At 61.4% G+C, this 11,777-nt stretch carries 12 protein-coding genes; all 12 read left to right on the top strand.

Annotation, left to right across the window (positions count from 1 at the left end; translation table 11 throughout):
• The 12 genes from P1U48_RS08665 (at nucleotide 1) to P1U48_RS08610 (ending at nucleotide 11,761) form a co-directional block, all read left to right on the top strand.
• Complete coding sequence (locus P1U48_RS08665; protein ID WP_301068559.1) at nucleotides 1-441, top strand: hypothetical protein; 441 nt, start codon at nucleotides 1-3, stop codon at nucleotides 439-441.
• A 17-nt stretch (nucleotides 442-458) separates the two neighbouring features.
• Nucleotides 459-1,499, top strand: a complete 1,041-nt coding sequence (gene nuoH / locus P1U48_RS08660) for an NADH-quinone oxidoreductase subunit NuoH (protein ID WP_301068558.1) — start codon at nucleotides 459-461, stop codon at nucleotides 1,497-1,499.
• 1 nt (nucleotide 1,500) lies between these two features.
• Nucleotides 1,501-1,995 carry an NADH-quinone oxidoreductase subunit NuoI gene (nuoI, locus tag P1U48_RS08655; RefSeq protein ID WP_301068557.1) on the top strand — a complete coding sequence of 165 codons (495 nt, stop codon included), beginning with the start codon at nucleotides 1,501-1,503 and terminating at the stop codon, nucleotides 1,993-1,995.
• A 37-nt stretch (nucleotides 1,996-2,032) separates the two neighbouring features.
• Nucleotides 2,033-2,440 (top strand): carboxymuconolactone decarboxylase family protein, encoded by a 408-nt coding sequence (locus tag P1U48_RS08650; protein WP_301068556.1) that lies wholly within the window; start codon nucleotides 2,033-2,035, stop codon nucleotides 2,438-2,440.
• Nucleotides 2,437-3,045, top strand: a complete 609-nt coding sequence (locus P1U48_RS08645) for an NADH-quinone oxidoreductase subunit J (RefSeq protein ID WP_301068555.1) — start codon at nucleotides 2,437-2,439, stop codon at nucleotides 3,043-3,045. The genes P1U48_RS08650 and P1U48_RS08645 overlap by 4 nt, the downstream gene beginning before the upstream one ends.
• A 66-nt stretch (nucleotides 3,046-3,111) precedes the next feature.
• Entirely contained in the window at nucleotides 3,112-3,417 is a 306-nt protein-coding gene (gene nuoK / locus P1U48_RS08640; protein WP_301068553.1) for an NADH-quinone oxidoreductase subunit NuoK, read from the top strand.
• Between the two features lie 5 nt (nucleotides 3,418-3,422).
• Nucleotides 3,423-5,519, top strand: coding sequence for an NADH-quinone oxidoreductase subunit L (gene nuoL / locus P1U48_RS08635; RefSeq protein WP_301068551.1), 2,097 nt, complete (start codon nucleotides 3,423-3,425; stop codon nucleotides 5,517-5,519).
• The gene (locus P1U48_RS08630; protein ID WP_301068550.1) at nucleotides 5,519-7,063 is read left to right on the top strand and encodes an NADH-quinone oxidoreductase subunit M; all 1,545 of its coding nucleotides are present in this window, start codon (nucleotides 5,519-5,521) and stop codon (nucleotides 7,061-7,063) included. Before nuoL ends, P1U48_RS08630 begins: the two co-directional genes overlap by 1 nt.
• Before the next feature lie 14 nt (nucleotides 7,064-7,077).
• Nucleotides 7,078-8,517 (top strand): NADH-quinone oxidoreductase subunit NuoN, encoded by a 1,440-nt coding sequence (gene nuoN / locus P1U48_RS08625; protein WP_301068549.1) that lies wholly within the window; start codon nucleotides 7,078-7,080, stop codon nucleotides 8,515-8,517.
• Nucleotides 8,514-9,281, top strand: coding sequence for a biotin--[acetyl-CoA-carboxylase] ligase (locus P1U48_RS08620; RefSeq protein WP_301068547.1), 768 nt, complete (start codon nucleotides 8,514-8,516; stop codon nucleotides 9,279-9,281). The genes nuoN and P1U48_RS08620 overlap by 4 nt, the downstream gene beginning before the upstream one ends.
• 30 nt (nucleotides 9,282-9,311) lie before the next feature.
• Nucleotides 9,312-10,091: a type III pantothenate kinase gene (locus tag P1U48_RS08615; protein ID WP_301068546.1), complete on the top strand. Its 780-nt coding sequence runs from the start codon at nucleotides 9,312-9,314 to the stop codon at nucleotides 10,089-10,091.
• Nucleotides 10,088-11,761 (top strand): ribonuclease J, encoded by a 1,674-nt coding sequence (locus P1U48_RS08610; protein WP_301068545.1) that lies wholly within the window; start codon nucleotides 10,088-10,090, stop codon nucleotides 11,759-11,761. The genes P1U48_RS08615 and P1U48_RS08610 overlap by 4 nt, the downstream gene beginning before the upstream one ends.
• Nucleotides 11,762-11,777 lie beyond the last annotated feature (16 nt).

Here is an 11,777-nt window from a genome sequence, read left to right as displayed (position 1 = left end):
ATGCGTCGTTTTGCCCTCCTCTCTCTGGCCCTGACCGGGCTGGTGGCCTGCGCCCCGGCGTCGGACGATGAGGGCATGACAGCAAAGCAGGCCGCCGTGGCCCGCGCCGAAGCGCGGTTCACCGGCCCCTATGCCCCATCTTATGAGGGCATTGAGACCCGGTTGCTGGACGGCGACCTGGTGAATTTCCACGTCCGTATGCGGGGCGCGCGGGATGGCGAAGACGTGGCCGACTATGCCGAATGCGCCGCAGCGCGTTATGCATTGATCCGTGGCTACGGTTTTGCACGGCATCTGCGCACAAATGTCGCCCAAGAGGCTGGCCTCTGGCAGGCGGATGCTGTTTATACCATCTCGGCGGCACTGCCGGATGGGCTCAGGACCATTGACGCAGAGGTCGTGGTTGCAGACTGCACGGAACGCAAGATTCCGACGGTATGAAAGGCGCGTAGGGACAGATGGCTGAATTCTTTACCTCTCATCCGCTGGGGATCGCCCTGCTGATTATCGGGCAGGTGTTGCTGATCGTGGTGCCGCTGCTGGTGGCACTGGCGTTTCTGCTCTATGCCGACCGGAAAATCTGGGCGGCGGTGCAGTTGCGCAAGGGCCCGAACGTGGTGGGCGTGTTCGGCCTGCTGCAGAGCTTCGCGGATTTCATCAAATACATCACCAAAGAGGTGGTGATCCCGGCTGGGGCAGATCGGGCGGTGTTCCTGATGGCGCCGCTGACCTCCTTCGCGCTGGCGATGATCGCCTGGGCGGTAATTCCATTCAACGACGGCTGGATCCTTTCGGATATCAATGTCGCCATCCTCTATATCTTCGCGGTCTCCTCGCTTGAGGTATACGGCGTGATCATGGGCGGTTGGGCGTCGAATTCGAAATATCCGTTCCTCGGCTCGCTTCGGTCTGCCGCGCAAATGATCTCTTATGAGGTCTCGATCGGGCTGATCATCATCGGGGTGATCATTTCCACCGGCTCGCTGAACCTCAGCGATATTGTGCATGCGCAGGACGGCAATCTGGGGCTGCTGAACTGGTATTGGCTGCCGCATTTCCCGATGGTCATCCTGTTCTTCATCTCAGCCCTGGCGGAAACCAACCGCCCGCCGTTCGACCTGCCCGAGGCTGAGTCTGAACTGGTCGCGGGCTATCAGGTCGAATATTCCTCGACCCCGTTCCTGTTGTTCATGATCGGCGAATATGTCGCCATCGTGCTGATGTGCGCGCTGGTGTCGCTGCTGTTCTTTGGCGGCTGGCTGTCGCCGGTGCCGGGCCTGCCGGACGGGTTCCTGTGGATGGCCGGCAAGATGCTGGTGGCGTTCTTTGTGTTCTCGATGGTCAAGGCCATCGTGCCGCGCTACCGCTACGACCAATTGATGCGGATTGGCTGGAAGGTGTTCCTGCCGCTGTCGCTGTTCTGGGTCGTTCTGGTTGCATTCCTGGCGAAATTCGAAGTGTTCGGTGGCTTTTGGGCTCGCTGGGCGATGGGGGGCTGACATGGCGAATATCGACTATGGCCGGGCAGCGAAATATTTCCTGCTGACGGACATCCTCAAGGGCTTCAAGATGGGGATGATCTATTTCTTCAAACCCAAGGCGACGCTGAACTATCCGCATGAAAAGGGCCCGCTCAGCCCGCGGTTCCGCGGCGAGCATGCCTTGCGCCGCTATCCGAATGGCGAGGAACGCTGCATCGCCTGCAAGCTGTGCGAGGCGGTCTGCCCGGCGCAGGCGATCACCATCGATGCGGAACCGCGCGAGGACGGCAGCCGCCGCACCACCCGCTATGACATCGACATGACAAAATGCATCTATTGCGGTTTCTGCCAGGAGGCCTGCCCGGTTGACGCCATTGTCGAGGGGCCGAATTTCGAATTCGCCACCGAGACCCGCGAAGAGCTGTTCTATGACAAGTCCCGGTTGCTCGCCAATGGCGACCGCTGGGAGGCCGAGATTGCTCGCAACCTGGAAACGGATGCGCCCTACAGATGAATTGCCGCAGCGGACATAACCCAGGAGGGCGAGGCTGATGGCTGACGCCCGCAATCCGTTTGAGGCGATGCTGGAACAAGCGCAGGCGATGGCCAAGGCGATGAATCCGGCACTGGAAAACTTCAATCCCAAGGGGTTTGAGGCGATCTGGCCGACGTTGCCCAAGGAATTCATGGAAATGGCCTTTGGCAAATCCTTTAACAAGGATGGCCTCGACTCCAAGACCCGGCTGTTCCTGATGCTGGCCGGTCTGGTGATTCAGGGCGCCCAGGCCGAAAGTCAGCTGCGGCTGACCGTGCGCCACCTGATCGCGGCCGGTGCCACCCATCAGGAGGTGGCCGAGGCCATCGCCCAGATGACCATGTTTGCCGGGGTTCCGGCTGTGACCAAGGCCGGTGTGCTGGCCAAAGAGGTCATGGACGAAATGGAAGGGGAAGAGGAATGAGTGTCGCGGTGCTTGCCTTTTATCTGTTCGCCGTCTCGCTGCTGGCGGGTGGGCTGTTCACGGTGATTTCCCGCAACCCGGTCCATTCGGTGCTGTGGCTGATCCTGACGTTCCTGTCGGCGGCCGGGCTGTTCGTGCTGCTGGGTGCTGAGTTTGTCGCGATGCTGCTGATCATTGTCTATGTCGGCGCGGTCGCGGTGCTGTTCCTGTTCGTGGTGATGATGCTCGACGTCGATTTCGCCGAGCTGAAGGCCGAAATGGCCCGCTACATGCCGCTGGCGCTGTTGATCGGGCTTATTTTGCTGATGCAATTCGCGCTCGCCTACGGGTCGTGGATCGAGGCCGATAGCGCCCAGAGCGCCCGGCAGGCGGTCACTCCGGAAGGTGTCGAGAACACTGCGGCAATCGGCCTGTTGATCTATGAGAAATATTTCCTGCTGTTCCAACTGGCCGGGCTGATCCTGCTGGTGGCGATGATCGGGGCGATCGTCCTGACCGTCCGGCACCGCAGCGATGTCAAACGCCAGAACGTGCTGGCGCAGATGTGGCGCGATCCAGCCAAGGCGATGGAACTGAAGGATGTGAAACCGGGGCAGGGCCTCTAGCCCACGCCGGACGACAAGAACGCCGGGCAATCCGGCAGCGGGACGTAAAGGACCGAGAGGGACGACATGATCGGACTTGAACATTATCTGACGGTGGCAGCAGCGCTGTTCGTCACCGGGATCTTCGGGATATTCCTGAACCGGAAGAACGTCATCATTCTGTTGATGTCGATCGAGTTGATCCTGCTGTCGGTCAACATCAACCTGGTGTCCTTTTCCAGCTTTCTGAACGATCTGACCGGGCAGGTGTTTACCCTGTTCGTGCTGACCGTGGCCGCTGCCGAGGCGGCGATTGGCCTGGCCATTCTGGTCTGTTTTTACCGAAACCGCGGCTCTATCGCCGTGGAAGACGTCAACGTGATGAAAGGCTGATCGCCATGGTCCAGCTCATCCTTTTCCTGCCGCTGATCGGCGCGCTGATTGCCGGGTTCGGCTGGCGTATCATCACCGAACGCGGGGCGATGTGGGTCACCACCGGGCTGCTGTTCGTGGCCTGTGCCCTGTCCTGGATCACCTTTCTGTCGCTGGGCGAGGTGACTCAGCACATCCCGCTGATGCGCTGGATCGAAAGTGGCACCCTGGCCACCGAATGGGCGATCCGCCTCGACCGGCTGACCGCGATCATGCTGATCGTGGTGACCACGGTTTCGGCCTTCGTGCACCTCTACAGCTTTGGCTACATGGCGCATGACCCGGCCTTCAAGGAAGGCGAAAGCTACAAGCCGCGCTTCTTTGCCTATCTGTCCTTCTTCACCTTCACCATGCTGATGCTGGTGACCGCCAACAACCTGGTGCAGATGTTCTTTGGTTGGGAGGGCGTCGGCGTCGCCTCTTACCTGTTGATCGGGTTTTATTACCGCAAGCCGTCAGCGAACGCTGCGGCGATCAAGGCCTTCGTGGTCAACCGGGTCGGCGATTTCGGCTTTATCCTGGGCATGCTGGCGCTGTTCTTCCTGGTCGACAGCATCGACCTCGACACCATCTTTGCCGAGGCACCGCGCCTGGCCGAGACCGAGCTTAGCTTCCTCGGCTATAGCTGGAACGCAGCCGAGATCATCGTGATGTTGCTGTTCATCGGCGCGATGGGCAAATCGGCCCAATTGTTCCTGCACACCTGGCTGCCCGATGCGATGGAGGGGCCGACCCCGGTGTCGGCGCTGATCCACGCGGCCACCATGGTCACCGCCGGCGTGTTCATGATCTGCCGGATGTCGCCGCTGGTCGAATATGCGCCCGACGCCAAGAACCTGATCGTGTTCATCGGCGCCAGCACCGCGTTCTTTGCCGCGACCGTTGGTCTGGTGCAGAACGATATCAAACGGGTGATCGCCTATTCGACCTGTAGCCAGCTTGGTTATATGTTCGTGGCGGCAGGGGTCGGCGTCTATTCGGCGGCGATGTTCCACCTGCTCACCCATGCGTTCTTTAAGGCGATGCTGTTCCTTGGCGCCGGGTCGGTTATCCATGCGATGCACCATGAGCAGGACATGCGAAATTACGGCGGGCTGCGCAAAAAGATCCCGCTGACCTATTACGCGATGCTGATCGGCACCCTGGCGATCACCGGGGTCGGCATCCCGCTGACAACCATCGGCTTTGCCGGGTTCCTGTCCAAGGATGCCATCATCGAAAGCGCCTGGGCGGGCACCGCCGGTGGCTATGGCTTCTGGATGCTGGTGATCGCGGCACTGTTCACCTCGTTCTATTCCTGGCGGCTGATCTTCATGACCTTCTTTGGCACCGCGCGCGGCGACAAACACACCCATGATCACGCCCATGAAAGCCCCAAAGTGATGCTGATCCCGCTCGGGGTTCTGGCACTCGGCGCGGTGTTCTCAGGGATGGTCTGGTATGGCGCGTTCTTTGGCGACCATCACAAGGTCAATGCCTTCTTTGGCATCGAAGCCCATGCCGAGGCGGGCGAGGCCGGACATGGCGTGACGGCGGACAGCGGTCATGGTGAGGCCAACGATGATGGCCACGGCGCGGCCCCGGTGGCGGATCATGGCGCGGGCATGGCCCCGGCTGGTGCGATCTATATGGGCGCCGACAATCATGTGATGGATGACGCGCACCATGCCCCGACCTGGGTCAAGATCAGCCCGTTCATCGCGATGCTGATTGGCCTGTTTACCGCCTGGTTGTTCTACATCGTCAATCCGGCGCTGCCCAAGCGCCTGGCCGAGAGCCAGCGACCGCTGTATCTGTTCCTGCTGAACAAATGGTATTTCGACGAGATCTACAGCTTTATCTTTATCCGGCCCGCGATGTGGCTTGGCCGGTTCTTCTGGAAGAAGGGCGATCAGGGCGTCATCGACGGCGGCATCAACGGGGTGGCGCTGGGAATCGTGCCGTTCCTTACCCGCCTCGCGGGACGGGCGCAGTCGGGCTATATCTTTACCTATGCCCTCGCCATGGTGGTCGGGATCGCGATTCTTGTCACCTGGATGTCGATCGGCGGGGGGGCTGAATGATGACCAACCTGCTTTCGATTACCTGCTTTATCCCGGCCATTGCCGCGCTGATCCTCGCGATCTTTCTGCGCGGAGAGGACGAGGCGGCGCAGCGCAATGCCAAATGGGTGGCGCTGATCGCCACCACCCTGACCTTTGTGGTGTCGCTGTTCATCCTGGCCGGGTTCAACCCCGACGACACCGGGTTCCAGTTTGTCGAGGATCGCTCGTGGTTGCTGGGTCTGCGCTACAAGATGGGCGTCGACGGGATCAGCGTGCTGTTCGTGCTGCTGACCACCTTCATGATGCCCTTAACGATTGCCGCCAGTTGGAAGGTGGAAAGCCGGGTCAAGGAATACATGATCGCCTTCCTGCTGCTCGAAACCCTGATGCTCGGCGTGTTCATGGCGCTGGATCTGGTGCTGTTCTACGTGTTCTTTGAGGCCGGTCTGATCCCGATGTTCCTGATCATCGGCATCTGGGGCGGGAAAGAGCGGATCTACGCGGCGTTCAAGTTCTTCCTCTACACCTTCCTTGGCTCGGTGTTGATGCTGGTGGCGATGGTGGTGATGGCGGCCGAGGCCGGGACCACCGATATCGCCAAATTGCTGGTGTTCGACTTCGGATCGGAAACCTTTAGTCTGCTCGGTGTGCAGATCGTCGGCGGCATGCAGACGCTGCTGTTCCTGGCCTTCTTTGCCAGCTTCGCGGTCAAGATCCCGATGTGGCCGGTGCACACCTGGCTGCCGGATGCCCACGTTCAGGCGCCGACCGCCGGGTCGGTGGTGCTGGCGGCAATCATGCTGAAGATGGGGGGCTATGGCTTCCTGCGGTTCAGCCTGCCGATGTTCCCGGTGGCCTCGGACTTGCTGACGCCGCTGATGTTCTGGCTGTCGGCCATCGCCATCGTCTACACCAGCCTGGTGGCGCTGGTGCAGGAGGATATGAAAAAGCTGATCGCCTATTCCTCGGTTGCGCATATGGGCTATGTCACCCTGGGCATTTTTGCCGCCAATCAGCAGGGGCTGGACGGGGCGATTTTCCAGATGCTCAGCCACGGCTTTGTCTCGGGCGCGCTGTTCCTCTGCGTCGGGGTGATCTACGACCGGATGCACACCCGCGACATCGAGGCCTATGGCGGGCTGGTGAACCGGATGCCGGTCTATGCGCTGGTGTTCATGCTGTTCACCATGGCCAATGTCGGCCTGCCCGGCACCTCGGGCTTTGTTGGCGAATTCCTGATCCTGATGGGGGCCTTCCAGGCCAACACCCTGATCGCCGCGATTGCCGCCACCGGGGTGATCCTGTCGGCCAGCTATGCGCTGTGGCTGTATCGCCGGGTGGTGATGGGTGATCTGATCAAGGAAAGCCTGCGCACGATCAGCGACATGAGCCGCAGAGAAAAGGCGATCTTTGCGCCGCTGATCGCGATGACGCTGCTGCTTGGCGTCTATCCCAGCCTAGTCACCGATATCATCGGCCCCTCGACCGAGGCGCTGGTTCACACTTATCACGCTGCGACAGCGGGCGCCGAAAGCGCCACGCATGCCGCGGCATCGCACTGACGGAGAGCCCGACGATGCAGGCCGATCTGAGCGTCATCCTTCCGGAAATCATCCTGTCGATCTACGCCATGATCGCGTTGATCGGGGCCGTTTACACCTCAAAGGACAAGGCAGCGGGGTTGCTGGTCTGGGTCACGGCGGTGATCTTTGGCATTCTTGGCCTCTGGATCATGGCCAATGGCTCCAGCGACCGGGTGACGGCCTTCGGCGGCATGTTCATTGACGACGGTTTTGCCCGTTTCGCCAAGGTGGTGATCCTGTTCTCGGCGGCGGCGGTGCTGGTGATGGGGCAGGAATACATGGCCCGTCGCGGCATTCTGAAATTCGAATACCCGATCCTGGTGGCCCTGGCCGCGGTCGGCATGATGATGATGGTCTCGGCGGGAGATCTGATGGCGGTCTATATGGGGGTGGAGCTGCAATCGCTGGCGCTCTACGTCGTTGCCTCGATGCGCCGCGACAGTGTGAAATCGACCGAAGCCGGGTTGAAGTATTTCGTGCTGGGCGCGCTGTCCTCGGGCCTGCTGCTCTATGGTGCCTCGCTGATCTATGGCTTTGCCGGAACCACCCTGTTCAGCGGCATCATCGCCGCGGCTGAGGGTGGGCATGCGCCGATCGGGCTGCTGTTTGGCCTGGTGTTCATGATTTCCGGTCTCGCCTTCAAGGTTTCGGCGGTGCCGTTCCACATGTGGACCCCGGATGTCTATGAGGGCGCGCCGACCCCGGTGACCGCCTTCTTTGCGACCGCGCCCAAGGTCGCGGCGATGGCTCTGTTCGCCCGGGTGATGCATGATGCCTTTGGCGGGGTGACCGGCGATTGGCAGCAGGTGGTGGCGCTGTTGGCGGTGCTGTCGATGTTCCTGGGCGCGGTGGCGGCGATCGGGCAGAGCAATATCAAACGGCTGATGGCCTATTCCTCGATCTCGCATATGGGCTTTGCGCTCATGGGGCTGGCGTCGGGCACGGCGCTGGGTGTGCAGGCGATGCTGATCTACATGGCGATCTACGTCACCATGAATATCGGTGTCTTTGCCTTTATCCTGACAATGGAGCGTGATGGCGCGCCGGTGGTCGATATCGCCGCGCTCAATCTCTATTCCAAGGTTCAGCCGGGACGCGCCTTTGCAGTGCTGATCCTGATGTTCAGCCTGGCCGGGGTGCCGCCGTTGCTGGGGTTCTTTGGCAAGCTTTATGTGCTGCGCGCTGCCTATGACGGTGGCCTGGCCTGGCTCGCCGTGGCTGGGGTCATCGCCTCGGTGATTGGCGCGTTCTATTACCTGCGCATCGTCTATTACATGTATTTCGGCAGCGAAGGCGCCGGGCTGGAAACCGGCCGATCGCCGGTGCTCTGGACCCTGCTGATGGCCTCGGCGGCGATCATGGTGATCGGTATCATCAATCTCTTCGGGGTCGAGGCCGCGGCCCAGGCCGCCGCGATGACGCTGGTTAAGTGAGCCGGAACATCCCTGTTCAGGACTGGCCAAAGGGCTATGCCCGCATCGTGCTGGAGGAAACCGACAGCACCTTGAACGAGGCCGAGCGCCGTTTCGACGACCTGCCGGAACCGACCTGGCTCCTGGCCAGACGCCAGACCAGCGCGCGTGGCCGCCGGGGCCGGGTCTGGCGCCAGCCTGCTGGAAATTTTGCCGGCACCTTTGTCACCCGCGAGAGGGCAGGCCCGGACCGGGCGGCGCTGCGCAGTTTCGTCGCCTCCTTGGCGCTTTACGACGCCTTTGTCGCGGTGACCGGGCGCAGCGATCCCTTTGCGCTGAAATGGCCCAATGACGTGCTGATCAATGGCGGCAAGGTGGCGGGGATCCTGCTGGAGACGGTGCAACGCGGTGGCAAGCTCGCCGGGGTTGCGGTCGGCATCGGCGTCAACCTGGCCGAGGCGCCGGATCCGGGGCTGCTGCCCGAAGACGCGGTGCGCCCGGTGTCGCTGTTTTCCGAAACCGGGGTGCTGATCACCCCCGAGGATTTTCTGACCCCGCTGGCCAAGGCCATGGCGCATCACGAAGAATCCTTTGCCGATTACGGCTTTGCCCCGATCCGCAATGCCTGGCTCAATCGCGCCGCGCGGCTGGGCGAGGTGATCATCGCCCGCACCAGCACATCCGAGACCTCGGGACGGTTTGAAACTGTGGATGAGCAGGGCCATCTGATCCTGGCCACGGAGTCCGGGCGCCAGTCGATCACTGCGGCGGATGTGTTTTTCTGATCGTTTACAACCATGAAGAGGAGAGGGGCGATGCTTCTCGCCATTGATTGCGGCAATACCAACACCGTGTTCTCGGTCTGGGACGGGACGCAATTCCTGTGCACGTTGCGCACCTCGACCGAGCATCAGCGCACGGCGGATCAATATTACGTCTGGCTGTCCACCCTGCTGGCGCATCACAAGATCCCGATGGATATCCACGCGGTGATCATCTCGACCACGGTGCCGCGGGTGGTGTTCAACCTGCGGATCCTGTCGGATCGCTATTTCAACTGTCGTCCGCTGGTGGTGGGCAAGCCGGAATGCCTGTTGCCGATCGGGCCGCGCGTCGATGGGGGCACCCAGGTCGGGCCGGATCGCCTGGTTAACGCCGCCGGGGCCTTTGACCGGTATGGCGGCGACCTGATCGTCGTCGATTTCGGCACCGCCACCACCTTTGACGTGGTGGCCGAAGATGGCTCCTATGTCGGCGGGGTGATTGCCCCCGGGGTGAACCTGAGCCTGCAAGCCCTGCATGAAATGGCCGCCGCCCTGCCGCATGTCGATGTCACCAAGCCGCTAAAAGTGATCGGCACCAACACTGTCGCCTGCATGCAATCCGGGGTATTCTGGGGCTATGTCGGGCTGGTGCGCGAAATTTGCGACCGGATACTGGCCGAATATGACCGTCCGATGCGGATCATTGCCACCGGCGGGCTGGCGCCCCTGTTCCAACAGGGCGACGCGCTGTATGACGAATTTGACGAATTCCTGACGATCCACGGTTTGCGGGTCATTCATGACTATAACAAAGCACAGGGTAACATATGACCGCTGAACGATTGATCTATCTCCCCCTCGGCGGTGCCGGGGAAATCGGGATGAACGCCTATGTCTACGGCTACGGCGCCCCCGATAAGGAGCGATTGATCCTGGTCGACATCGGCGTCACCTTTCCTGACATGGAGAGCAGCCCCGGAGTCGATCTGATCATGGCCGATATCAGCTGGCTCAAGGCCCGGCTGAACCGGCTCGAGGCGGTGTTCATCACGCATGCGCATGAGGATCACGTCGGTGCCGTTGGCCACCTCTACGAGGCGCTTGGCATGCCAAAGATTCACGCCCGTGCCTTTACCGCCAATATTGCCCGCGGCAAGATGGCGGAATACGGCATCAAGGAAGACGCTGTGAGCGTCGCCAGCCCCTGGCCGGCCACGGTGCAAGCCGGGCCATTCAAGGTCGGTTTCGCGCCGATCTCGCATTCGATCCCGGAAAGCTCGGCCCTGGTGATTGATTACCCGGACGGTCGGGTGGTTCACAGCGGCGATTTCAAACGCGATCTGACGCCGCTGGTTGGCGAACCGTTTGACGACGATATGTGGACGTCGATTGCCAAGCCCGGGGTCAAGGCGCTGATCTGCGACAGCACCAATGTCTTTTCCCGCAACGAGGGCCGCTCCGAGGCCAGCGTCGGGCCCGAGATCGAGAAACTGGTCAGTTCTGCACCCGGGATGATGGTGGCCACCACCTTTGCCTCCAATGTTGCCCGAGTGCGCACCCTGGCCGAGGCCGGGGTGCGGGCCGGACGCTCGGTCTGTCTGATGGGGCGGGCGATGAAGCGGATGGTCGAGGCCTCGGTCACCACCGGGGTATTGACCGATTTCCCTGCCGTTGTGCAGCCGGAAGACGCCGTATCGATCCCGCGTGAAAACCTGATGTTGATCGTCACTGGCAGCCAAGGCGAACGCCGAGCGGCCTCGGCGCAATTGTCGCGCGGCAAGTTTCTCGGGCTAGAGCTGAAAGAGGGAGACACCTTTCTGTTTTCCTCAAAGACCATCCCGGGCAATGAAAAGGGCGTCATTCAGATCATCAATTCCTTTTCCGAAAAAGGGGTCGATGTGGTCGACGATGCCGATGGCCATTACCATGTTTCCGGCCATGCCAACCGCCCGGATATCGAGATGATGCACAATCTGATCGACCCGCAGATGGTGATTCCGATGCATGGCGAACACCGGCATCTGCGCGAGCATGCCAAGTTGGCCGAAAGCCTGGGCCGGGCGGGGATCGTGGCGGTGAATGGCACCATGCTGGATCTCTCGGGCAACCGGCCGACGGTGGCCGGCTATGTCGAGACCGGGCGCAGCTATCTAGATGGCAGGGTGATGATCGGTGCGCTGGACGGGATCGTGCGCGACCGGATTCGGATGGCGCTGAACGGCCATGTCACGCTGACCGTGATCCTCGACGAAGAGGACGCGCCATTGGGCGATCCTTGGTGCGACATTCGTGGGCTGGCCGAGACCGGGCGCTCCAATGCCGCGCTGCAGGAGGTGTTGGAGGAAGACCTGTCGCAATTCCTCGGTCGCGCCGATGCCAAGACCCTGCGGGATGACGCAAAGCTGGACACCGCCTTGCGTCGGGTGGTGCGGCAGACCACCAAGGACGAGATTGGCAAAAAGCCCGAAGTCACGGTGGTTGTCAGCCGCCTGTCGGCCTGAGCAAAGGGAGGGGCCG

This window comes from Pseudooceanicola sp., from assembly GCF_029213205.1.
Classification (GTDB): Bacteria; Pseudomonadota; Alphaproteobacteria; order Rhodobacterales; family Rhodobacteraceae; genus Pseudooceanicola.
This window is presented reverse-complemented; position numbering and strand designations above follow the sequence as displayed.